25 protein-coding genes and 1 tRNA gene are annotated in these 22623 nt (G+C 68.9%); 17 read left to right on the forward strand and 9 right to left on the reverse strand.

What is annotated here, in order from left to right; genetic code table 11:
* Positions 1–34: 34 nt before the first annotated feature.
* From E6A21_RS10325 to E6A21_RS10335, 3 genes are read left to right on the forward strand one after another with little or no spacing between them, the layout of a single operon-like run.
* On the forward strand, positions 35–907 hold the full coding sequence (locus E6A21_RS10325) for a hypothetical protein (protein ID WP_138444051.1): 873 nt from the start codon (positions 35–37) through the stop codon (positions 905–907).
* Positions 867–1223 carry a hypothetical protein gene (locus tag E6A21_RS10330; RefSeq protein WP_138444052.1) on the forward strand — a complete coding sequence of 119 codons (357 nt, stop codon included), beginning with the start codon at positions 867–869 and terminating at the stop codon, positions 1221–1223. Before E6A21_RS10325 ends, E6A21_RS10330 begins: the two co-directional genes overlap by 41 nt.
* 24 nt (positions 1224–1247) lie before the next feature.
* Positions 1248–1469 carry a hypothetical protein gene (locus tag E6A21_RS10335; protein WP_138444053.1) on the forward strand — a complete coding sequence of 74 codons (222 nt, stop codon included), beginning with the start codon at positions 1248–1250 and terminating at the stop codon, positions 1467–1469.
* Between the two features lie 19 nt (positions 1470–1488).
* Here the strand turns inward: E6A21_RS10335 and E6A21_RS10340 are convergent, their stop codons facing one another.
* From E6A21_RS10340 to E6A21_RS10355, 4 genes are all read right to left on the reverse strand, one after another.
* A complete protein-coding gene (locus E6A21_RS10340) occupies positions 1489–1833 on the reverse strand; it encodes a DUF2171 domain-containing protein (RefSeq protein WP_138444054.1) in 345 nt (114 codons plus the stop codon).
* Positions 1834–1927: 94 nt separating this feature from the next.
* Complete coding sequence (locus E6A21_RS10345) at positions 1928–2614, reverse strand: DUF805 domain-containing protein (protein WP_138444055.1); 687 nt, start codon at positions 2612–2614, stop codon at positions 1928–1930.
* A 207-nt stretch (positions 2615–2821) separates the two neighbouring features.
* Positions 2822–2897: transfer RNA gene (locus tag E6A21_RS10350), tRNA-Thr, on the reverse strand.
* Between the two features lie 64 nt (positions 2898–2961).
* Positions 2962–3246: a hypothetical protein gene (locus E6A21_RS10355; RefSeq protein WP_138444056.1), complete on the reverse strand. Its 285-nt coding sequence runs from the start codon at positions 3244–3246 to the stop codon at positions 2962–2964.
* A gap of 257 nt (positions 3247–3503) precedes the next feature.
* Between E6A21_RS10355 and E6A21_RS10360 the strand changes: the two genes are divergently transcribed.
* Positions 3504–4226 carry an HAD-IA family hydrolase gene (locus E6A21_RS10360; protein ID WP_138444057.1) on the forward strand — a complete coding sequence of 241 codons (723 nt, stop codon included), beginning with the start codon at positions 3504–3506 and terminating at the stop codon, positions 4224–4226.
* A gap of 14 nt (positions 4227–4240) precedes the next feature.
* Here the strand turns inward: E6A21_RS10360 and E6A21_RS10365 are convergent, their stop codons facing one another.
* The 3 genes from E6A21_RS10365 to tmk are packed head-to-tail and all read right to left on the reverse strand — an operon-like array spanning position 4241 to position 7633.
* Positions 4241–5797 carry an alpha/beta hydrolase gene (locus E6A21_RS10365; protein WP_138444058.1) on the reverse strand — a complete coding sequence of 519 codons (1557 nt, stop codon included), beginning with the start codon at positions 5795–5797 and terminating at the stop codon, positions 4241–4243.
* Between the two features lie 13 nt (positions 5798–5810).
* Complete coding sequence (locus E6A21_RS10370; RefSeq protein WP_138444059.1) at positions 5811–6953, reverse strand: DNA polymerase III subunit delta'; 1143 nt, start codon at positions 6951–6953, stop codon at positions 5811–5813.
* Positions 6950–7633, reverse strand: coding sequence for a dTMP kinase (tmk, locus tag E6A21_RS10375; RefSeq protein WP_138444060.1), 684 nt, complete (start codon positions 7631–7633; stop codon positions 6950–6952). The genes E6A21_RS10370 and tmk overlap by 4 nt, the downstream gene beginning before the upstream one ends.
* Before the next feature lie 50 nt (positions 7634–7683).
* On the opposite strand from tmk, the gene E6A21_RS10380 reads away from it, so the two are divergent.
* The 4 genes from E6A21_RS10380 to E6A21_RS10395 all read left to right on the forward strand — a co-directional run bounded on the left by E6A21_RS10380 (position 7684) and on the right by E6A21_RS10395 (position 10961).
* Positions 7684–8880 carry a trans-sulfuration enzyme family protein gene (locus E6A21_RS10380; RefSeq protein WP_138444061.1) on the forward strand — a complete coding sequence of 399 codons (1197 nt, stop codon included), beginning with the start codon at positions 7684–7686 and terminating at the stop codon, positions 8878–8880.
* Between the two features lie 88 nt (positions 8881–8968).
* Positions 8969–9277: a DUF2516 family protein gene (locus E6A21_RS10385; RefSeq protein WP_138444062.1), complete on the forward strand. Its 309-nt coding sequence runs from the start codon at positions 8969–8971 to the stop codon at positions 9275–9277.
* A gap of 48 nt (positions 9278–9325) precedes the next feature.
* Positions 9326–10144, forward strand: coding sequence for an O-methyltransferase (locus tag E6A21_RS10390; protein ID WP_138444063.1), 819 nt, complete (start codon positions 9326–9328; stop codon positions 10142–10144).
* Positions 10145–10214: 70 nt separating this feature from the next.
* Positions 10215–10961, forward strand: a complete 747-nt coding sequence (locus E6A21_RS10395; RefSeq protein ID WP_138444064.1) for a phosphoglyceromutase — start codon at positions 10215–10217, stop codon at positions 10959–10961.
* Between the two features lie 81 nt (positions 10962–11042).
* Here the strand turns inward: E6A21_RS10395 and phoU are convergent, their stop codons facing one another.
* Positions 11043–11702 (reverse strand): phosphate signaling complex protein PhoU, encoded by a 660-nt coding sequence (phoU, locus tag E6A21_RS10400; protein WP_138444065.1) that lies wholly within the window; start codon positions 11700–11702, stop codon positions 11043–11045.
* Positions 11703–11875: 173 nt separating this feature from the next.
* Between phoU and E6A21_RS10405 the strand changes: the two genes are divergently transcribed.
* Both E6A21_RS10405 and E6A21_RS10410 read left to right on the forward strand, forming a co-directional pair.
* The gene (locus E6A21_RS10405; protein ID WP_138444066.1) at positions 11876–13147 is read left to right on the forward strand and encodes a sensor histidine kinase; all 1272 of its coding nucleotides are present in this window, start codon (positions 11876–11878) and stop codon (positions 13145–13147) included.
* The gene (locus tag E6A21_RS10410; protein ID WP_043124848.1) at positions 13144–13824 is read left to right on the forward strand and encodes a response regulator transcription factor; all 681 of its coding nucleotides are present in this window, start codon (positions 13144–13146) and stop codon (positions 13822–13824) included. Before E6A21_RS10405 ends, E6A21_RS10410 begins: the two co-directional genes overlap by 4 nt.
* Before the next feature lie 87 nt (positions 13825–13911).
* Here the strand turns inward: E6A21_RS10410 and E6A21_RS10415 are convergent, their stop codons facing one another.
* Positions 13912–14526, reverse strand: coding sequence for a hypothetical protein (locus E6A21_RS10415; protein ID WP_138444067.1), 615 nt, complete (start codon positions 14524–14526; stop codon positions 13912–13914).
* Between the two features lie 247 nt (positions 14527–14773).
* Here E6A21_RS10415 and E6A21_RS10420 point away from each other — a divergent pair, with 247 nt between their 5' ends.
* From E6A21_RS10420 to glgX, 7 genes are all read left to right on the forward strand, one after another.
* Positions 14774–15256: a CarD family transcriptional regulator gene (locus E6A21_RS10420; protein ID WP_043124850.1), complete on the forward strand. Its 483-nt coding sequence runs from the start codon at positions 14774–14776 to the stop codon at positions 15254–15256.
* Positions 15257–15707: 451 nt separating this feature from the next.
* A complete protein-coding gene (gene ispD, locus E6A21_RS10430; protein ID WP_138444104.1) occupies positions 15708–16574 on the forward strand; it encodes a 2-C-methyl-D-erythritol 4-phosphate cytidylyltransferase in 867 nt (288 codons plus the stop codon).
* Entirely contained in the window at positions 16571–17092 is a 522-nt protein-coding gene (ispF, locus tag E6A21_RS10435) for a 2-C-methyl-D-erythritol 2,4-cyclodiphosphate synthase (RefSeq protein WP_138444069.1), read from the forward strand. The genes ispD and ispF overlap by 4 nt, the downstream gene beginning before the upstream one ends.
* Positions 17089–18612 carry a cysteine--tRNA ligase gene (gene cysS / locus E6A21_RS10440; RefSeq protein ID WP_138444070.1) on the forward strand — a complete coding sequence of 508 codons (1524 nt, stop codon included), beginning with the start codon at positions 17089–17091 and terminating at the stop codon, positions 18610–18612. Before ispF ends, cysS begins: the two co-directional genes overlap by 4 nt.
* Entirely contained in the window at positions 18613–19611 is a 999-nt protein-coding gene (gene rlmB / locus E6A21_RS10445) for a 23S rRNA (guanosine(2251)-2'-O)-methyltransferase RlmB (protein ID WP_138444071.1), read from the forward strand.
* 5 nt (positions 19612–19616) lie between these two features.
* Positions 19617–20411: a carbon-nitrogen hydrolase family protein gene (locus E6A21_RS10450; protein ID WP_138444105.1), complete on the forward strand. Its 795-nt coding sequence runs from the start codon at positions 19617–19619 to the stop codon at positions 20409–20411.
* A 57-nt stretch (positions 20412–20468) separates the two neighbouring features.
* Positions 20469–22616 carry a glycogen debranching protein GlgX gene (gene glgX, locus E6A21_RS10455; RefSeq protein ID WP_138444106.1) on the forward strand — a complete coding sequence of 716 codons (2148 nt, stop codon included), beginning with the start codon at positions 20469–20471 and terminating at the stop codon, positions 22614–22616.
* Positions 22617–22623: the final 7 nt, after the last annotated feature.

Genomic DNA, 22623 nt, shown 5'->3' on the forward strand with positions numbered 1-22623 from the left:
TAAGTGCCGGCCGTGGGCGGCCCCGGACGGGCTGGTGTCGGAGCGGTCCATCTCCTTCGACCTGACCATCCCGCCCGCGTTCGCCATCGTCGGTCCAAGGGACCAGGTACTGGTGCCGCTCGCCCTCATCGAAAAGGGCGCTCTCCGGCGGGTCGACACCGATGATCCCGACCGGCACCCCATGCCCGTCCTCGGGGCGGCCGACAACAGCAGGCTCACCGCCGAGCTGCTCGCCTTCCTGCTCGACCCGGCCACCGGCCCCGGCGGAGGCGCCCCGTCCGCAGGCCTGCGGCTCCTTTTGGACAGGCTCGTGGGGTTCCGGCCCGGCATCGACAGGGACGCTGACCGTTCGCGGATCGAGTCGGACCTCGGGCAGGCCATCAGGAACGCCTGGCCGGACCCGAGCCCCGAGCAGGCCGAGGATGCCGCCCTCGCCGAGCACATAGCCAAGGGCTTCCTCGACCACTTCCTCTTGATCGTCGCGGTTTCCGGACAGCTCGTGGGGCGGAGGATCGTGCTGAAATTCGGCTACGACCGCGAGGTGGGTGCGCCCGAAAGGGGCAACCGCGTCGGGGCCGTCCGGTTCACTCTGCCCGACGCCGGTCTCAGCCACAGCCAGCACGTCGAGTTCGAGGGACCGCCCGGGCTGAAGGTCGTGGAGCTCGACGTGTCGGAGACGTTCCGCGAGAGGGCGACCGGCAAAGGGGGAGTGGACCATCCTGCCGAGCAGCGCGCCGTCGCCCACATCGCGTTCACCCCGACGCGCCCGCTCTCCGGCGCCGAGGTCCGCGTCGAGATCGCCCCTGTCGGATCGGGCATCCTCACCTTCACCGTTGCCGCGGTCCTCGCTGTTCTCGAGCCTTGTCGTGAGCGAGCGATTGCACTGGTTCCGACCGATCTCCCCTGACTTCCACGCGCCGTCGCAGGCCCTTTCACTGCTGCTGATCGGTCCAGCGTTGTTCCTGTCCTGGATGGCGAGGGCGCCCGAGCATCGTGCTCTGGCAGCGCTCCTGGCACCGCTTCGGCTCATGCTCGTGGTGTGCACCGTGGTGCTGCTCCTCGCCGGGTTCGCCGCCGCCGTCCCGTTGGAGAGGTGGGCCTGGGATGCGGTCTGGGTGGCGGTCCCGGTCCTCGGACTTCTGAATTCAATCGCACTGCTCCTCTATTCGTTGAATGCTCCCGGGTATGTCCGGGCGCTATTCGAGAGACAACCCGCCACGTAGACTTCTGGGTGGAGGGAGGTCGCAATGCGAAACGACAACAAGCGGGCAAAGTCGAACGGCCAGCGGCGGTCCCGCCGCACGTACACGGACTTGTACATCAACATGGGCGGCGGCTCACTCGTCAGCAAGGATCTCCCGCTGACCGAGGAGCAGGCCGATCGCGCCGTCAACTCTCTCCTCGACAGGGCCCAGAAGGCAGTTGCTGCCCGTCGCAATGCCAGCGGGTACCAGCCGAAGAGCGCCTGACTCAGGATTCGCTTCTTCCTCAGGATCGCTTTTTCGCGGCGCCTACCTTGAGCCAGAGGGTGTCACCCTCGACCCGGTCCAGGTCGTCCGAAGCGACATATTCATGGCCTCCGAACAGGCCGGACCTGTCGATCTTCACGTAGCCCAGCCGTAGAAGTCTCTCAGCGGTATGTCTGGGCAGCCTGGAGGTTTCGGCGAAGTCGTCAATGACGCTGCCCACGAGCCCCCCGGTTTCAGGAGCAGTCTGGCCGTCCGCCGTCACTGCATCCGGATCGCCCATCTTGAGGTCGTCGACCTTGCCGATCTTCTTTCCATCCGGCCCGACGACGTGCATTCCTTCTCGTACCTGCTCGATGACCATCATGGTTGGCCTCTTTCCACCGGTCCGGTGAGGGATGCCCACATTGTAGAACCGGCGCCGCGCTACGAGAATGCGCAGAGGCGGCGAACTTGTCCGTTCAGAAGCCGCGTGCGGCGTACGTCGGGACGTCGAAGCGCTGGCCCGCCGGATGCGGCGGCAGCAGGGTGAAGGCGAGCACAACAAAGCCCCCGACGAAGGGGACCAAGGCGATGAGGTACATCCATCCGCTCATGTTCACGTCGTGCAGCCGGCGGACAGTCAGCGCGAGCGTCGGAACAAGGATGGCCAGGGCCCAGATCAGCACGAGGATGTACGCGATGATCGCGACCGGCCCGAGGGTCGGGGTCACGTAGCTCTGTCCGTGGTAGGTGCTCCGGGTGTAGGTCATGCCGGCGAAGACGAAGATTTCCATCAGGAGGCCGACCAGGCTCCCGGCGAGGGTCCACCACCAGTACTCCGCACGGCTCGCGCGGCCCGAGAACGTGGCGTACTTCTTGAAGAACCTCTGGACCGCATCTCTGAACGGGGCACCGTAGTAGGGCGCCCACAGCGGAGGGGCAGTGTTGAAACCGCCTGGGGCATGGCCCGGGTACTGCTGCGGGTACGGGTACTGCTGGCCGTAGGGGTAGGGCTGCGGATATTGGTACGGCCCGCCGTAAGGGTGCTGCTGGCCGTACGGATACGGCTGGCCGTACGGATACGGCCCGCCGTACGGATACGGCTGGTCCGGGGACTGCGGATGGTTGGGGTCCTGCTGAGGGTCGGGATTCTGCGGCGTGGTCATGGGTCCCCCTGCGTCCAATGTGATGACGAGCCGATACTACGGGCCGTTGGACATGTGCGACAGGGGTGCCCCAAGGAGCTCTGGCTCTCGCTGCCCCTTCGGCCGGCCTCGGACGAGCAGCCGTCTAGGGCCCCAAACGGGTGGTGGCAGCGCCGAAACGCAAAAGCCCCTCTCCGATCCGCGTTTCCGCAGGCCGAAGAGGGGCAGTGGAGCCTCCTAGCAGGATCGAACTGCTGACCTTCTCATTACGAGTGAGACGCTCTACCGTCTGAGCTAAGGAGGCAACCGGATAGGCCGCCGAAGCGGAACCACCGAGTGAATACTCTAGTGGAGCGGGCTGTCCGGGGTCAAAACGAACGGTCGGCCGTCGTCCTGCCCAAGTATTCGACCGCACACGCGACGGCCGCGGAGAAGAGCCGCCACGAGCGGTAGTGAGCCGAATCGACGTAGGCGCTCCCGCCCTGGCTTCGCAGGCACGCGAGCGTGCTCTGCCGACCGCCCGGTCGTTCGGGGTACACGACGATGTCCACCGAACCGATCATCCCGAGGGCGAGGCGCGCCCCGGTCCCTTTCAGAGCAGCCCGGAGCTGCCTGCTGACCTGCAGTCTGTCCAGCGCGGTGGTCCCCGTCACCCTGTGCTCCCCATGTTGTCTGGCCGCCCGGGCGGTGGCCGCCACCCTCAGCGTGGCGTCGCCGCTGGGGGAGAACAAGTGCACCGCGCCGTATGACGCAATATTCCCTAAATTCCCTGGGGATCTGGCTCCGAATCTTTCTCGGGAGCTGTTCATCCTGCGTACGCGGCGAATTCAGGGTCGGGACGCGAGTGGATGCCACGGTGGTAATTCAGTCGCCGGAGCTGCCCGGCGCAAGAGAGAATTCGGGAGCCTAAGTGTCTGTGCCGAACCTGCCGCCGGCCGTGGCCCGCTGCATCCGTCTCGCCGTACTCGATCTGAACGGCACGACGGTCGTGGACGGAGGCGCCGCGGAGCGGGCCATCGCCGAGGTGCTGGGCACATTCGGTATTTCGGGGGAGCGGCTCGAAGCAGCGCTTGCAATGTCGCGGCGCAGCGCGGGGCTGGACAGGGCCGAGCTTTTCGAGCGGATCTTCCCGGACGACGCCGAGAGCGCTCGGGCGGCGAGCCGCGCCTTCGCGGTTGCCTATGACCGGATGATCACGGCTGGTTGCCTCAGCCCGGTCCCGGGGGCGGAGGAGACGATTCACGTCCTCCGAGAGCACGGCGTCAAGGTCTGCCTCGCCACCGGATTCGGGCGTCACACGCAGAACAGCGTGCTCGACGCACTCGGCTGGATGGGCCTCGCCGACCTTTCGCTCTGCTCGGAGGACGCGGGCCGGGGACGTCCTTACCCGGACATGGTCCTCACCGCAGTGCTGGCACTCGATCTCGACGACGTGCGAGAGGTCCTCGTTGCCGGGGACACGACGGCGGACATCACCTCGGCCCTCCGCGCGGGGGCCGGCGCCGCAGTCGGCGTCCTGACCGGCGCGCAGATGGCAGGCGAGCTCCGAGCGGCGGGAGCGACCGCCGTCGTCAGTTCGGTCGCAGACCTGCCGAGCCTCCTGTGGGGCCGAGAGGCAATCGCAGCAGGCTAGGGGCGTCGGCCTCTTCAGCAGCGAGTGCCGTCTTTCGGGGCAGCCCCGCCGACGAGGTAGCCGTCCACGGCGTTGTCGATGCAGCTCGAGCCGCGCCCGTACGCAGTGTGGCCCTGGCCATTCCAGGTGAGCAGGCCCGCGTTCCCGAGTTCGTTCCGGAGGGATTGCGCCCACGGGTAGGGAGTGGCCGGGTCTCCGGTGGTGCCGACGACGACGATCGGGCTGCTTCCCGTGTAGTGCGCCGGGGCGGGGGAGCGCACCGGCTTGTACGGCCAGTCGCGGCAGTTGACGCCTCCGTAGGCGAAGAACTGGCCGAAGGTCGGCGAGGCCTGCGTGAGCTGAGCGGCCTCTGCGGCCATGCCCGCAGCGTCCGACGGTTCGGAGTAGTCGAGGCAGTTGTAGGCCATGAAGGCGAAGTTGCTGTTGGAGGAGTACGTTCCGTCCGAGGCGCGGTCGGCCGCGAGGTCGGAGAGCCGGAGCATTGCCGTCCCGTCGCCCCTGAGCGCGCTCGTGAGGGCGTCTGTGAGGGCGCTCCAGTTCTGGTCGTTGTAGAGCGGGATGATCATGCCGTTCACGAAGTCTGTGATCGGCAGGATGCGTCCGCTCGTCGTCGGCATGGGCTGCTTCACGACCGACTGGAGGAGGTTCTGCACCTGGGCGACTGCCTCGTCCTCACTGCCGTGGAGCGGGCAGCCGGAACCGGCCAGGCACGATCGGATGTAGGCGTGGAGGGCATCCTCGAACCCCTTCGCCTGCCCGATCGTGATCTCGCTTGCCGTGAGCGCCGGATCGAGGGCGCCGTCGAGCACGAACCGTCCTACCCGGTCCGAGAAGAGCGAGGCGTAGGTCGCACCGAGGAAGGTCCCGTAGGAGAACCCGAGGTAGTTGAGCTTGGACTGCCCCGCAGCAACGGCCCGGATGACGTCCATGTCCCTGGCAGAGCTCACAGTGTCCGTGTGCGCGAGGACGGGCCCAGTGTTCGCCTTGCACGCGTCGATGACGGTCTTCTGCTCCGCGAAGGACTGTTCGAGGCCGGCCGGCGTCGACGGATCGATGTTCATCTGCCGGGCCGCGTCCTCCTGCGAGGCGTTCAGGCACGTGACCGGCGCGGAGCGCTTCACGCCGCGGGGATCCCAGCCGATGATGTTGTACGCGTCCCTCAGCTTCTGCGAGAACATCTGGGTCGCGGAGTCGCGGACGAGGTCGATTCCGGACGCGCCGGGGCCACCGGGATTCACGAGAAGGCCCGCGGAGGTGTTCTTCCCCCGGAGACGGGCGACGGCGAGCTGGATCGTGTCGCCGTCGGGCTTCGAGTAGTCCACAGGCACGGTGACCTTCGCGCACTCGAGCCCGTTCTCGCACGACGACCACTGGATCTGCTGCTGGTAGAACTTCGCCAGCTCCGGAGGGGCACCAGCGGTGGCCGAGGGGTCCAGCCCCGGCGTCGCCCCCTGGCCCGGGCTCAGGAGGGGCGTGCAGGCGGTGAGGGCAAGCACGATCACCGCGAGGCCCGCGATCACGGCGAGAACCGCGCGGAGGGGAGACCCCTGGTTTGGGGCAGGTGTGCTCACAGGGGCTGTCTCCTCAGATCAGGCTTACTGCCATGGCCTCGACCGCGAGGAGCGGGGCCACATTCGTGGTCGTGATGCGTTGTCTCGTGGTGTTAACCGCATCCATGCGGGTCAGGGTTACGTCGGGGGTCGAAGCTGCCGCGAACTCGGCGATCTCGGCGGCGATCTCCGTGTTCACGGGCTCGACCCCGCCGCCGAGCTGGACCATGAGCACGTCCCGGTAGAACGAGAGCAGGTCCGTGAGGGTCCGATCGAGGGAGTCGGTGACCGAGCGCTTTGCCCGGCGCTTCTGATCCTCTTCGAGCTGGCGCACTTGAGCGCGGAGGCTCGGCGGCAGCTTCTCGTCGCCGGAGACCCCGAGGGTCTCGAGGAGGCGTGCCCGCTCCTGCGCGTCCCGCTCCTCATTGGAGCTCGCGGCCTCGTCGGTTGCGATCTTCACGAGCTGCTCCGCGAGGACCACGGCCTGCGAGACGGTGGAGAGGGTGAGCGGCAGCCGCACAGTCGCGGCGCGCCGCTCGCGCGCGGCCCCGTCGTGGACGAGCCGGCGGGCGATCCCGATGTGGCTCTGCGCCGCGCGGGCAGCCTGTTGCGCGAGCTCGGGGGCCGCGCCGTCGCGCTCCACGAGCAGCGCGGCGACGTCGTCGACGGGCGGCAGGCGCAGGTTCACGGCCCGGCAGCGTGAACGGATCGTGACGAGGACGTCGGCGGGCGACGGCGCGCAGAGCATCCACACTGTCCGGGGTGTGGGCTCCTCGATCGCCTTGAGCAGGACGTTCGTGGTGCGTTCGGCCATGCGGTCGGCGTCCTCGACGACGACGATGCGCCAGCGCCCGGTCGATGGGCGATCGCCCGCCTTGGCGACGAGCTCTCGGGCCTCGTCGATGGTGATCGTGATCTTCTCGGTCCGCACGAAGGTCACGTCGCTGTGGGATTCCGCCAGCACCGTTCGGCACCCCGCGCACACGCCGCACCCACGCTGCGTGACGTCGTCGGCCTCGCAGTTGAGAGCGGCGGCGAACGCCTTCGCCGCCGTCGACCGCCCCGAGCCCGGGGGGCCCGTGAAGAGCCACGCGTGCGTGAGCCCCTCGCCAGCGGCGGCACGCCGCAGCTGGTCGACGACGGGCTCCTGCCCGACGAGCTGCTCCCACACCGTCATGGGCGTGCCTCGAGCACCCGCGTGACCGCTGCGAGGATCCGCTCGGAGAGCTCTTCGAGGCTGCGCCGGCCGTCGAGCACGAGATACGAGTCAGGCCGGGCTTCGGCCAAGTCGAGGAATGCGGTGCGGACGTCGCGGTGGAAGTCGTCGGACTCGGATTCGAGCCGGTCCTCGACTGCATCGTCGGCGGCCCGCCGCGCGCGCCCCTCGCCCTCGTCGACGTCGAGGAGCACCGTGAGATCGGGCCAGAGGCCGTCGGTCGCCCAGACATTGAGATCGCGGACGGGCTCGATGCCGAGACCGCGCGCAACCCCCTGATAGACGATGGAGGACCCTATGTAGCGGTCCGTGATGACCACGCTGCCTCGATCGAGGGCGGGCCGGATCGTCTGGGCGACATGGGCCGCGCGCGCGGCCGCGAAGATGAGGGCCTCGGTCCGTGCGTCGACTTCCCCCTGGCCGTGCTCGAGCACGAGGGACCGCAGCTTCTCTCCGATGGGAGTCCCACCCGGCTCGCGTGTGAGCAGGACCTCGTGGCCGGCTGCAAGGAGCGAGCCCGCGAGGAGCCGGGCCTGAGTCGACTTCCCCGCGCCGTCGCCGCCCTCGAACGCGACGAAGAGGCCACGGGCGGGCCCGGGGCCAGGCGCACTGTCGGGGGTGGCGGGGGAGGAGGAGGTCACCGTCCAAGCCTACCGACTCAGGCCCACTCGCAGAGGCATACCCTAGGGGCATGACCGACGTCCCGGAAGCCGGCTCCCCCCTGCCCGAGTACACCTTCCCGCATCTCGATGCCGCGGCGCTCTGCGCACTCTCGCCTGAGACGCTCGCAGTGGCAGCGGGCCGCCCTGAACGCGGGCACGATACGCCCGTGAACCCGAGTGTCGTCTTCTCGTCGACGTTCGTCGGGCTCGGGTCGGTGGGCGAGGGCGCGAGGGGCTACGCGCGCTTCTCCAACCCCACCTGGGAACCTTTCGAGGAGGCGGTGGCACGTCTCGAAGGCGCCGACATCCCCGCGCTCCTCTTCTCCTCCGGCATGGCCGCCGTCGCGGCCGCTCTGAGCCTCGTTCCGGTGGGCGGCGTGCTCGTCGCCCCCGCCCACGCATACTCGGGCACGCTCGGGCTTGCCCAGGCCAAAGGCGCACGCGGCGAACTCGAGCTCCGCTCCGTGGACATCGCAGACACGGAGGCCGTCACCGCTGCCCTCGACGGCGCCGACGTCCTGTGGGTCGAGAGCCCGACCAACCCCATGATGGAGGTAGCCGACCTCCCCGCCCTCGCCGCCGCCGCGCACGCCGCCGGCGCCCTCGTCGTCGTCGACAACACATTCAGCACCCCGCTCGGGCAGCGACCCCTCGCGGTGGGCGCCGACCTCGTCGTGCACTCCGCCACGAAGTACCTCGCAGGTCACTCCGACGTGCTGCTCGGCCTCGCCGTCACGGCCGACGACGAACTGCGGGCCAGGCTCCTGGGCCATCGAACGCTGCACGGGGCCATCGCCGGGCCCATGGAGGCGTGGCTCGGCCTCCGCGGCCTCCGCACCCTCGCGTTACGGGTCGAGCGCTCGCAGGCGACGGCGGCAGAGCTCGCCCGCCGCCTCGAGGGCCACCCGGCCGTGCGGCGAACCCGGTACCCCGGCCTCCCCTCCGACCCCGGCCACGTCCGCGCCGCGGCCCAGTTCGACGGCTTCGGCTCGATCATCAGCATCGAGCTCGACGACGCCGCAGCAGCGGACGCGCTCGTCGCGGCGCTCGCCCTGTGGCTCCCCGCGACGTCGCTCGGAGGGGTCGAATCCACGATCGAGCGGCGCCGTCGTCACGCCGCCGAACCGGCGACCGTCCCCGAGGGCCTCGTGCGGCTGAGCGTGGGGATCGAGAACGTCGAGGACCTGTGGGCGGATCTGGCCCAGGGGCTCGACGCGCTCGCGTGAGGCCGTGGAGCCCGGGAGACACGGATACGTCTCTTCGCGCTGGTCGTGTGGTCGCGCTGATCGCGCAGATCCTCTGTAGGCTGGGGGAGTGATCGGCAGCTACATCATCGGCTACAGCGACCTCATCGTGGGCTACGCGGTCTCGCTGCTGTGCCTCGTCATCTCCCTGTGGGCCTTCATCGACTGCGCCACCCGCAGGGGAGAGGCCTTCGAAGCGGGATTCAAGCGCACGAAGGGCTTCTGGCTGGGCATCACCGGAGGCGCGACGCTCGTCGGGATCCTCGCTGCGGTGAGCCCCATCAGCCCGCTCTTCGGCCCGAGCCTGTTCACGCTCGCTGCCGTGACCGCCGCCGGCGTCTACCTCGCGGACGTCCGCCCGGCCGTCTCGTCGCGCTGACCTCACTGATCCCCGGAGTGACCGCTACGACCCCGACGGGCTGAGAGCGTGGTCCAGAAGGCGAGCCCGATCAGGGCCACACGCGGGGGCCCCGTGGGGAATGTGACCCGTGGGACCACCAATCCCAACCGTATGCGGCGGGTCGACCGCTGGATCACGGGCGTGCACGGGCGCCGCTTCCGGGCGCTGCCCGCCTCGCCCCTCGCGGTCGACCTCGGCTACGGCGCCTCGCCGGCGACCGCCGTCGAGCTTTTCGAACGGCTCCGCGCGGTGCGGGACGACTTCCGTCTCACCGGCATCGAGATCGAGCCGGGACGGGTCGCGGCGGCCAAGCCGCTCGAGCGTGAGGGGCTCGACTTCCGGCTCGGCGGCTTCGAACTGCCGGTCGACGGCGCTCCCGCGCTCGTGCGCGCGTTCAACGTGCTGCGCCAGTACGAGGAGGCCGACGTCCCAGCGATCTGGGAGCTCGTCTGCTCCCGCCTCGCATCCGGCGGGCTGTTCGTCGAGGGGACGTGCGACGAGATCGGGCGCCGCGCCGCGTGGGTGGCGCTCGACAGCGGGGGCCCGCGGACGCTGTCCGTCGCCTTGCGCTTCGGCTCGTTCGAGCGGCCGTCCGACGTCGCGGAGCGGCTGCCGAAGGCGCTCATCCACCGCAATGTGCCCGGCGAGCGGATCCACGAATTCCTCGCGGCATTCGACGCACTCTGGGCCGCGGCGGCCCCGCTGGCTCCGTTCGGGAACCGTCAGCGGTGGATCACGGCGGCGCGCTCGCTCAAGGACGCAGGCTGGCCCGTGCTGCACGGCCCCGCGCGCTGGCGGCTCGGAGAGCTGACGGTCGCGTGGGAGGCCGTGGCTCCCTCCCGTTGAGCGGTGACGGGGCGGTGTCACGGAAGGAAGGGCACGGGTTCCGTCGATTCGGCCCCGCTAGCATGAGTCCATGACTTACACGCTGATCCTGCTGCGCCATGGGCACAGCGACTGGAACGCCAAGAACCTCTTCACGGGATGGGTGGACGTCGACCTCAACGACCAGGGCCGCGAGGAGGCACAGCGCGGGGGGGAGCTGCTCGCCGAGAAGGGCCTCCTCCCGGACATCCTGTTCACGTCCCGTCTCAAGCGCGCGATCAACACGGCGAACCTCGCGCTCGCCGCTGCCGACCGCGGGTGGATCGACGTGAAGCGCTCATGGCGGCTCAACGAGCGCCACTACGGCGCCCTGCAGGGCAAGGACAAGGCCCAGACGCTCGCCGAATTCGGCGAGGAGCAGTTCATGGAGTGGCGCCGCTCGTACGACGTTCCGCCGCCCCCGCTGGCCGACGACTCGGAGTTCTCGCAGGTGGGCGACCCGCGCTACGCGGACCTCGGCGACGACGTCCCGCGTACCGAGTGCCTCAAGGACGTCCTCGAGCGCCTCCTGCCGTACTGGGAATCGGAGATCAAGGCCGAGCTCGCGGCCGGCAAGACGGTGCTCGTCACGGCGCACGGCAACTCGCTGCGTGCCCTCGTGAAGCATCTGGACGGCATCAGCGATGACGACATCGCTGGCCTCAACATCCCCACGGGCATCCCGCTCGTCTACGAGCTCGACGAGGACTTCCGGCCCACCAGCCCGGGAGGCACGTACCTCGACCCGGCGGCCGCGGCCGCGTCGATCGAGGCCGTGAAGAACCAGGGCAAGAAGTAGCCGAGAACAGACGACGACGGCCGCCCACCGAACAAGGAGGGCGGCCGTCGTCGTCTCTTGGGTTCCGGGGCCGGGCGGGCCTCAGTTCGACGTCATGTCCCCGTCCCACTCACCCGTGACAAGGTAGGAGACCTTGCGGGCGACCGAGACGCCGTGGTCCGCGAAGCGCTCGAAATAGCGGCTGGCAAGGGCAGCATCCACCGCGAGGGCAGGCGAGCCGGTCCACCCGGCGTCGGCGATCGCGCGGAAGACGCTCGCGTGGAGATCGTCGATCTCCGCATTCGTGCCCTGGATTTTCGCGACGAGTGCGAGGTCATGGGTGTCGAGGAGCTGCGCGACGTCCTCGATGAGGGACTTGTCGAGGTCGGCCATCCGCGCGAACGTCCGTGCGAGCGGCGCTGGGACCGCGTTCTCGGGGTACCGGAGGCGGGTCAGCTGAGCGATGTGGCGCGCGAGGTCGCCCATGCGCTCGAGCGACGCGCTCATGCGGAGCGAGCCGACGATGGTGCGGAGGTCGCTCGCCACAGGGCCCTGGAGGGCGAGGATGTCGATGGCGCGCTCGTCGAGCGCGGTCTGGCGGAAGTCGATGCGCGCATCCTCCGCGATGACTTCCTGGGCAAGATCGACGTCCGTGTTCTGGAAGGATTCGACAGCCTTGTCGAGCGCTGTCTCGACCAGCCTTGCGATCTCTACGAGGTCCTCGTGGACCAGCTTGAGCTCTTCTTGGAATACTTTGCGCACGGCGGTGTCCTTCCGTCCTGTCCCCACCCATTGCCCTTTTCGGACACTCCGACTCGTCACACTCTCAGCAGCAGATGAATACTTGTCCGCGCCCATATGAACGATACGTGAACCGGGGCCGGTGGGGGCGGAATGCGGACCGCGGTCCTCACCGCGCCCTCTAAGCTAAAGAGGTGGATCCTCTCGTCGTCGGCATCGTGGCGGGTCTTCTGGGCCTGTCCTTCGGCGCCTTCGGCGTCCTCGCGTTCCGCGCGAGCGAGCGCCAGCGAGCGCTCCTCGAAGAGGGGCCGGGAGATGCGTCGTTCCCCGAGGGGGCGGCCGATGTGCTGTCCGTCCTCGGCAAGGCCTTCGTCGTCGTGGACGCCATCGACAGCGTGGTCCGGGCCAGTCCGGCAGCCTACGCGTACGGCCTCGTCCGCGGGCACACTGTGGTCCACCGGGAGCTCCTCGAGATGACGGCGAAGGTGCGGGGCAACGGCGTCGTCATCGAAAAGCAGCTCGAACTCCCGCGCGGTCCCCTCGGCCAGGGGACGATCATCATCCAGGTCCGCGCGGCCATGCTCGGCGAGGAGTACATCCTCCTCCTCGCGGACGACCGCACCGAGATCACGCGCACCGAGCGGATCCGCAACGACTTCGTCGCGAACGTCTCGCACGAGCTCAAGACTCCGGTAGGCGCGATCTCCCTCCTCGCGGAGGCGCTCGAGGCCAGCCCGGACGACGAGGACGCCGTCCGCCGCTTCGCCCAGCGCATGCGCAAGGAGTCGGTTCGCCTCGCAGCCCTCGTCCAGGACATCATCGAGCTCTCCCGGCTCCAGGGTGCGGACATCGTCCATCAGGGCAAGGTCGTCGACATCAACGAGGTCGTCGCCGATGCCGTGGACCGCTCACGCCTTGCCGCCGAGGCGAAGCACATCTCCGTCGTCGTCGGCGGGTCGAGCCAGGGCAAGGTCTACGGAGACCCCGATCTGCTCGTGAATGCGTTCCGCAACCTCATCGACAACGCGATCCGCTACTCGCCGGAGAACACCAAGGTGGGCGTCGGGCTCCGGGACAAGGACGGCCTCGTGTCGGTGTCGGTCGCCGACCAGGGCGAGGGCCTGCGGCCCGAGGACCAGGAGCGCGTATTCGAGCGCTTCTACCGTGTGGACGCTGCAAGGTCGCGGCAGACGGGCGGCACGGGCCTCGGCCTGAGTATCGTCAAGCATGTCGTCGAGAACCACGGCGGCGAAGTGACCGTGTGGTCGCAGCTCGGCAAGGGCTCGACGTTCACCGTGCGGCTGCCCGAAATGGACGAAGACCAGAACGCGGAGGATCCGCCGACGCGGGCCCAGCGCGCAGAGGCGCAACGCGCAGAGGCCCAGCGCAAAGAGGGCCGCCGCAAGGATGGGCAAGAACGCCAAGATGGGGCCGCACGGCCCCCCGAGCAAGGAGCAATGGCTTGAGCAGGATCCTGATCGTGGAGGACGAAGAGTCGTTCAGCGACCCCCTTTCCTTCCTCCTCGGCAAGGAAGGCTACGAGGTCGAGGTCGTTGACAACGGCACCGACGCCCTCGTCGAGTTCGACCGCAACGGGGCCGACCTCGTGCTGCTCGACCTTCAGCTTCCCGGCACGCCCGGCACCGAGGTGTGCCGCCAGCTGCGCCAGCGCTCGAACGTCCCCGTCATCATGCTGACGGCCAAGGACTCCGAGATCGACAAGGTCGTGGGACTCGAACTGGGCGCGGACGACTACGTCACGAAGCCCTATTCGTCCCGCGAGCTCGTGGCCCGCGTGCGCGCCGTCCTTCGCAGACACGGCGAGCCGGAGGAGCTCATCTCCTCGACCGTTCAGGCGGGCCCGGTGCGGATGGACGTCGAGCGGCACGTGGTGAGTGTCGAGGGCGAGCAGGTGGCCCTCCCGCTCAAGGAGTTCGAGCTGCTCGAGATGCTGCTCCGCAACTCGGGCCGGGTGCTCACGCGCGGGCAGCTCATCGACCGGGTGTGGGGCTCCGACTACGTGGGGGACACGAAGACCCTCGACGTGCACGTCAAGCGGCTTCGCAGCAAGATCGAGCCCGATCCTTCGAGCCCCCGCTACCTCGTCACCGTGCGGGGCCTCGGCTACAAGTTCGAGCCGTAGGCCTCAAGGCGAACGACGACGGCCGCTCACCCCGCGCTGGGAGTGGGCGGCCGTCGTCGTTCGCTGCGAAGCTTCCGGAGGCTACGGTCAGTGGCTCGCCGTCGCTGACGGCGTCGCGGAGCTGGACGCGCTCGACGAAGCAGAGCTCGATGCGCTTGAAGCTGAGTTCGACGTCGCGGAGCTGGACGCGCTCGACGACGGCGTCGGAAGGTACTGGCGGTACTGCGAGAGAGTCCCGTCGAGGACGGGGATCTGAACGTCCTGGGTCGAGCTCCCGTCGGAGACCTTGACGCTCACGAGGGAGCCGGGGATGCCGCCCACCTGGGCGAAGTCGACCGGCGACGCATCGGACTCGAGCCTGATCGTGCCGTTGCTCGGGACGGTCAGGCTGACGGTGCTCTGGCCGGGGGTCGTCATGGTGACCGAGATGTCGTTGGACGACGTGTTGTAGAGGCTGCCGAGCAGTCGGCCGGAGGCGTTGGCGCTCGGCGTCGGCGAGGAGCCCTCCTTGCCCGAGGAAGCGATGAGTGCGTTGCGCAGCTGAAGTGATCCGACGTTGGCATCGATGCCGTCAGACGCCGCGTAGGGGGAGGCGGTCTGCTGCGGGTTGATGTATCCGCAGCCGGTGGCCGTCAGCAGGCCCACGCCGATCGCGGCCGCGAGGGCAACGCGCTTGACGGGGGTCGAAGCAGTGAAACGCACAGCTCGCTCCTGTTGGATGGGTGTAAGAGGTCAGGTCGCCCCTAGCGTAGCCCGAATTTCGACAGACTGTAGATTCCGAGACGTGCCGCGCCGTGACTTGAAGCACTTTCTTGAGGATTCGTCAACCCCCACCCCAGCCGGTCCAGAAAGCGCTCTCCCGCATGATTCCGCCGATCGCGGGCCCTCCCGAGCCCAGATCCAACTATCGGGCGTGATAGACTAGTTAGCGGGAAAGGGGAATGTCCACATGGTTTTTGAGGTTGGCGAGACGGTTGTTTACCCCCACCACGGTGCAGCCAAGATCGAAGAGATCAAAATGCGCACCATCAAGGGCGAAGAGAAGATGTACCTCAAGCTCAAAGTGGCCCAGGGTGACCTGACGATTGAAGTACCAGCTGAAAACGTGGATCTCGTAGGAGTCCGCGATGTTGTGGGCAAGGAAGGTCTCGAGCACGTATTCGACGTCCTTCGTGCCGAATTCACCGAAGAGCCGACCAACTGGTCCCGCCGTTACAAGGCAAATCTTGAGAAGCTCGCTTCCGGCGATGTGATCAAGGTTGCCGAGGTCGTCCGCGACCTGTGGCGCCGCGATCAGGATCGTGGCCTCTCCGCCGGTGAAAAGCGGATGTTGGCCAAGGCCCGTCAGATCCTCATCTCCGAGCTCGCGCTCGCTGAGAAGACGGATGAAGAGCAGGCCGCGAGTGTCCTCGACGAGGTCCTCGCTTCCTGAGTTCCAGACTCCCGAAGGCCCTGCAGCAAACGCTGCGGGGTCTTCGTGTTTTCCGGGACCCTCTGCGTGCCCCAGTTTCACCGCCGGGTTCCCCAGTTTCCGTTCCGGGTTCCCCAACTTCACCACCGGGTTCCCCAGTTTCACCGCCGGGTTCCCCAGTTTCCGTTCCGGGTTCCCCAACCTTCGGAGTGTCCACGCCGCGGGGGCTGCTGAATCACGGGGGATCCCGGCGCAGATGTTGGGGAGTTCGGCGCAGATGTTGGGGAGTTCGGCGTGGAAGTTGGGGAGTTCGGCGCAGATCCTGGGGAGTTCGGCGTGAAAGTCGGGGAGTTGGGAGCGAGGCCTCGGGAACCCGTCAGGGCCAGCGCGCGGACGACGGCGGCGCCCGGGTCAGCGCCCGGCTCCCGCTAGGCTTTCTCCCGTGACTTCGCCCGCCAGCGCCCCAGCGCCAATCCCGCCAGCTGACGCGCCCGACCAGCCGGTCGCCGTCGTCGTGGTTGCGGCAGGGTCCGGAACCCGCCTCGGACACGGGATGCCCAAGGCTCTCGTGCCTGTGGGCGGAGAGCCGATGCTCGTGCACGCGCTCCGCGGCGTCGTCGCCGCGGGAGTCGCACGGCAGGTGTGTGTCGCCGTTCCGGCGGACGACGCCGAGCTGACGGCCGTGTGCCGAGGGTTCGCCCACGAGCTGTCCGCGTCGGAGGGCGCCCCCAGCGCCCCCGAGATCACTATCGTCGAAGGCGGTGCGACGAGGCCGGAATCGGTCCGTGCGGCCCTCACGGCCCTCCACCCGGGAACCGCATACGTCCTGGTGCACGACGCGGCCCGCCCGCTCACGCCCCCCGAGGTGTTCCACCGAGTGGTCGCCGCGCTCCGGCACCGGGCGGCAGCCGTCATTCCCGCGATCCCGGTGACAGACACCGTCAAGAGTGTCGCGCCGACGATCGACGAGGAGGCATCCGTGGCGGGCGAGGTCGTGACCGGGACGCCGGCGCGGGAGACGCTCCGCGCCGTGCAGACCCCGCAGGGCTTCGACGCCGAGACGCTCCTCCGGGCCCACCGCACGTCGGACAGCTGGCCGGAAGAACGTGCTGCTGCCATCACCGATGACGCCATGCTCGTCGAGTCGCTCGGCCTCCCGGTGTACGTGGTCCCTGGTGACCCGCGCTCGCTCAAGATCACGACGCCCCTCGATCTGCAGCTTGCCGAGACACTCGCGGCGGCCGCCGCCGCCCCTGCCCGTCGCAGTTCCGACCCCGCCCAACCCGAACGCGCGCGCACCGGCTCTGCCCCGTCCGCCCAAGCCCAGGAGGCGTCATGATCGTGCCGCGCACCGGCGTCGGCCTCGATGTCCATGCTTACGCGCCGGACGGCGAGCCGCAGCCCCTGTGGCTCGGCGGTCTCCTGTGGGAGGGGGAGCGGGGCCTCGCCGGCCATTCCGACGGCGATGCGGTGGCCCATGCCGCGGCGGACGCATTGTTCTCCGCGGCCGGGGTCGGCGATCTCGGCACGCACTTCGGGACCGGGCGCCCCGAGTACGCGGGCGCGTCGGGCGCCGCGCTGCTCGCCGAGGCGGCCCGCATCGTGCGCGCCGCCGGTTTCGAGATCGGCAACATCGCGGTTCAGCTCATCGCGCAGCGGCCTGTCTTCGGGCCCCGTCGGGAGGAGTCGCAGCGGGTCCTTTCGGAGGCCGCGGGCGCCCCTGTGTGCGTCTCGGCCACGACGAGCGATCACCTCGGCTTCACGGGAAGGCGCGAGGGTGTCGCCGCCGTCGCGACGGCCCTCGTGTACCCCGCGCCGCCACCGGACGCACTCCCGACCGATACCCTTGACGAGTGACCCTGCGCTTCTACGACTCCGCCACCCAGGAAGTCCGTGACTTCCTTCCGCTCGTGCCCGGTCAGGCGACCGTGTACTACTGCGGCGCGACGGTGCAGGGGTCGCCTCACGTCGGGCACGTCCGTTCCGCTATCGTCTTCGACCAGCTGACGCGCTGGCTCGCCTACCGCGGCTTCGAGACGACGGTGGTCCGCAACGTCACCGACATCGACGACAAGATCCTCGCCAAGAGCGAGGCTTCCTTCGAGCCCGGGTTCGTCCCCGAGGGCACCTATCGGCCGCGGGAGCAGTGGTTCGCCCTCGCATACCGCTATGAGCAGGAGTTCGAGGCGGCGTACGAGACGCTCGGAGTCCAGCGCCCCACCTATGAGCCGCGCGCTACCGGCCACATGACGGAGATGCACGAGCTCATCGCACGGCTCATCGAGCGCGGACACGCCTATCCGGCCCAAGACGGCTCGGGAGACGTGTATTTCGACGTCCGCTCGTGGCCCGAGTACGGCGCGCTCACGCATCAGAGCATCGATGACATGCAGGCGGCAACCGACGTCGAAGCCCAATTCAAAGACAGGAAACGGGATCCCCGCGACTTCGCCCTCTGGAAGGGGCACAAGGCCGGCGAGCCCGAGACGGCGAGCTGGCCGAGCCCGTGGGGGCGGGGGCGCCCCGGCTGGCACCTCGAGTGCTCGGCGATGGCCACGAAGTACCTCGGCGCGCGCTTCGACATCCACGGCGGCGGCCTGGACCTGCGCTTCCCGCACCATGAGAACGAGCTCGCGCAGTCGACCGCGGCCGGCGACGGGTTCGCGAACTTCTGGATGCACAACGGCATGGTCACGTTCGAGGGCGAAAAGATGTCGAAGTCCATCGGAAACGTCGTGTCGCCGGCGGAGATGCTAGAGCTTGCGAGCCCCCGGGTCGTCCGCTATTACCTCGGGCAGGCCCACTATCGCTCGGTCCTCGACTACCGTCCGACCTCGCTTCAGGAGGCGGCCGCGGCCGTCGAGCGAATCGACGGCTTCATCGAGAAGGCGCGGGCGAGGACTGGCACCCCGGTGTCGAAGGCAGCGGACGACGGCGCGGGCACGGCCCGCGGGGCAGCAGAAGCCGCTGTCCCCCCGGCCTTCGCGGCTGCCATGGACGACGACCTCAATGTTCCGCAGGCCCTCGCGGTCCTCCACGAGACGGTCCGGCGGGGCAACACCGCGCTCGCCGAGGGAGATGTCGAGGTGGCCGGGCAGGCCCTCGACGAGGTCCTCGCGATGACGTCGGTGCTCGGACTGGATGCCGCGGGCACCGTGGGCCGAACGTCCGACGACGTCGCCCACCGGGCGCTGGGCGCGCTCGTCGCCGCGCAGCTCGCGGCCCGCGCGGAGGCCCGCGCCGCGAAGGACTGGGCCGCCGCGGACGCGATCCGCGAGAACCTCTCGGCGGCGGGAATCCTTGTCGAAGACTCGAGCGATGGGGCCACCTGGAGCCTCGCGCAACCTCAGATCAGCACTACCGGAACGGGAGCATAGATGGCCGCCAACGGGCGCCCCGGCGCACGCAAGACCAACAAGAAGGGTGCGACCGTCGGCACGGGAGGCCACGGGCGGAAAGCGCTCGAGGGCAAGGGACCCACGCCGAAGGCAGAGGACCGTGTCTACCACAAGGCCCACCGGACCAAGGAACTCGCGGCCCGTTCGGCATCGAAGCGACAGGGCCAGCCGGGCCGGCTTGCCGAGGGGCGGGGATCGGGCAGGCCGAGGGGCATGGAGGAGATGGTGACCGGCCGCAACTCCGTGGTCGAGGCGCTCCGCGCGGGGGTCCCGGCAAAGACCCTGTATGTCGCCGTGCGCACCGAGATGGACGATCGGGTCCGCGAGTCCATGAAGCTCGCGGCGGAGGCGGGCATCCCGCTGCTCGAGGCCCAGAAGCCCGAGCTCGACCGGATGACGGGGGACGCGATCCATCAGGGCCTCGCCCTCCAGATCCCGCAGTACGAGTACCCGGACGCGTTCGAGCTCGTCGAGGAGACCATGGGGAAGTGGCACAAGGGCCACATTCCGTCGATGCCTCTGTTCGTTGCGCTCGACGGGATCACCGATCCCCGCAACCTCGGCGCCATCATCCGCTCCGTCTCGGCCTTCTCGGGACAGGGCGTGATCGTGCCCGAGCGCCGGAGTGTGGGGATGACGGCGGCCGCGTGGAAGACGAGCGCGGGCGCTGCCGTTCGCGTTCCCGTTGCGAAGGCCGCGAACCTGAACACCCTGCTGCGCCAGGCCAAGGAGGCAGGGTACTTCGTGCTCGGCCTCGACGGGGACGGCGACGTGAAGCTCCCCGGACTCGAGCTGGCCACCGAGCCGATCGTCCTCGTCGTCGGATCCGAGGGCAAGGGGCTCTCGCGCCTCACGCGCGAGCTCTGCGACCAGATCGTCTCGATCCCGATCGATTCCGGCATGGAATCGCTCAACGCCGGGATGGCGGTCGCGATCTCCCTCTACGAGGTCTCCACTCGGCGGGCCGGAGCCCGCTGATGGCCGTGCGCGTCGCCCTCGTGCAGCTCACCACTGGCCGCGAGCTCGAGGCCAACCTCGAGCTCGTCCGAGCCGGGATCCGGCAGGCGGCGGCGCGTCGTGCTGACATCGTCGTCTTCCCGGAGGCGAGCATGCGCGCCTTCGGGAACTCGCTCGTCGACATCGCCGAGCCGCTCGACGGCCCTTGGGCGACGGCCGTCCGCACGGCCGCCGACGAGGCGGCCGTCGTCGTCGTGGTCGGGATGTTCACGCCGGGGGAACCCGGCACCGTGCGCAACACGCTGCTCGTCCACGGGCGTGGGATCGATACGCATTACGACAAGATCCACCTCTACGACGCGTTCGGGTTCAAGGAGTCGGAGACGGTCACCGCGGGCATCGAGCCCGTCCGATTCGAGCTCGATGGCGTCACATTCGGTCTCGCGACGTGCTATGACGTGCGGTTTCCGGCCCTGTTCACCGCCAACGCGGCCGCCGGAGCCCAGGTTCACATCGTCTGTGCGTCGTGGGGGGCCGGGCCGGGTAAAGCCGACCAGTGGGACCTCCTGGTGCGAGCCCGTGCCGCCGACACGACGAGCTACGTGCTCGCGTGCGGGCAGTCCGACCCGTCCGCGGCGGGAGTCGAGGCGCGCCGCGGTGCGCCGACGGGCATCGGCCGGAGCGCGGTTGTCGGGCCGTACGGCAAGCTCATCGAACGCGCCGGCGATGCTCCGGAGGTCCTGTACGCGGACGTCGACCCCGGGACTGCCGAGGAGGCGCGGCGGGCCCTCCCGGTGCTCGCCAATCGAGTCACCCTCTGAACGGTCGCAACCCTGTGGTCACCGAGCGAAAGTAGGATGGGCGCGATGAGCAGCAACATGACGATGCCGCTGGCCTTCGTGGTCACTCCATCGCAGCCGTTCCCGCTCGGTCTCACGCCAGCACGCAGCGCGGAACAGCAGGCGACCCAGACCGTCAACCTGGCGGTCTACGCTCCCGCGCTCGACGCCGTCGACGTGCACTTCCTCGATCAGGGCGGGACGTGGCACAAGGAGCCGTTGCCGGAGCTCACGGACGGCGTGCACCACGGCCTAGTTGCGGGCATGCCGGAGGGGACCCGCTATGCCTTCGCCGCCCGGACCACGGCGAAGGGCAAAGTGCCTAGGCCTGGGGAGGGACAGCTCCTCCTCGATCCCTACGCTCGCGCGGTGGTCACTGTCGAGCTTCCGGACGAGACCGGCGAGTCGGAGCGGGAGCAGCTCATGGGCGTGCGCGTGCACGACCACTTCGACTGGGGCGGCATCGGCAAGCCCGGAACCCCGTGGCGCGACTCGATCATCTACGAGGCGCACGTTCGAGGCCAGAGCATGCGCCACCCGGACATCCCGGAGGACCTGCGCGGCACCTACGCCGGCATGGCCCACCCCGTGATGATCACCCACCTGCAGCAGCTGGGCATCACCGCCGTCGAGCTCCTTCCCATCCACGTCCACCTCGACGAGTCGCACCTCCAGTACCTCGGCCTCGAGAACTACTGGGGCTACAACACGGCGGCCTTCTTCGCCCCGCACGCGGCCTATGCGACTGCATCAGCCCAGGCAGCAGGGCCCCAGGCGGTGCAGGACGAGGTCAAGGGCATGGTCAAGCTCCTGCACGCCGCCGGCATCGAGGTGATCCTCGACGTCGTCTACAACCACACGGCGGAGGAGGGGCCGAACGGCCCGCTCGTGAACTTCCGCGGGCTGGGGGACAGCAACTACTACCGCACGGATCCCGAGGGTCGGTACATCGATACGACGGGCTGCGGGAACACCCTCGATTTCGGGAACCCGCGCGTCGTCCAACTCGCGCTCGACTCCCTGCGCATGTGGGCAGAGGACTACCAGATCGACGGGTTCCGCTTCGACCTCGCCGTCACGCTCTGCCGTGACGCCCAGCACCAGTTCACGCCCCTGCACCCGTTCCTCGTGGCCGCGGCAGCCGATCCCGTCATCTCGCGGACGAAGCTCATCGCCGAGCCGTGGGACGTCGGCATGGGCGGCTGGCAGACTGGCCGCTTCCCCCAAGGCTGGGCGGACTGGAACGATCACTACCGCGACACAGTCCGCGACTTCTGGCTCTCCGACCGGGGAGCGATCGAGAACGGCGGCCAAGGCGGCCCGACGGCGCGGCTCGCGGACGTCCTCTCAGGCTCGCACGGGCTGTTCGCCGGTTCGGGCCGGACCGCCATAGCGTCGATCAACTTCGTGACCGCCCACGACGGCTTCACGCTTGCCGATCTCACCGCCTACCAACGCAAGCACAATGAGGCGAACGGCGAGCAGAACCGCGACGGCGCAACAGACAACCGGAGCTACAACCACGGCTTCGAGGGCCGAACCGAGGTCGAGTCGATCATCGCGGCGCGCACCCAGTCGGCCAAGAACATGATGGCCACCCTCATGGTGTCCCTCGGCGTCCCCATGATCACTGCCGGCGACGAGTTCGGCCGGACCCAGCAGGGGAACAACAACGCCTACTGTCAGGACAACGAGACGACGTGGCTCAACTGGAACCTCGACTCGGCCGGGCGGGAGCTCCTCGACCACACCCGCTGGCTCATCCGGATCCGGCGCGATTTCCTCGAGCGGCAGCCGCCGAGCTACCCCGCCCGTGAAGAGGGCAACTACTTCCACTGGTTCGGCTCCGACGGGCGGCCCATGGACCCGGACCGCTGGCAGGATCCGCGCCAGCGCGTCCTGCAGTTCCTGCTGGGCTCGCGCGAGGGTTTTCTCGACGGACTCGTCGTGATCAACGGGAGCCCGGAGGAAAGGACCCTCGTGTTCCCCGAGCCGTTTGCGAAGGAGTATGCCTTCGAGCTGCGCTACTCGACCGCTCCCCGCGGCGAACAGCGCATCGGCACGGTCTTCGCAAGCAGCCAGGCCGACGTCGCCGAACCGTGGTCGGTCACCATCTACCGGGCCCGGCTCGGTGCGCCCGCGGAGCAGAAGCCTGCCGCGCGGACGCCGTACGGGAAGACGCCGTGAGGACGGC

The sequence above is a fragment of the Sinomonas susongensis genome, from assembly GCF_005877005.1.
GTDB lineage: Bacteria > Actinomycetota > Actinomycetes > Actinomycetales > Micrococcaceae > Sinomonas > Sinomonas susongensis.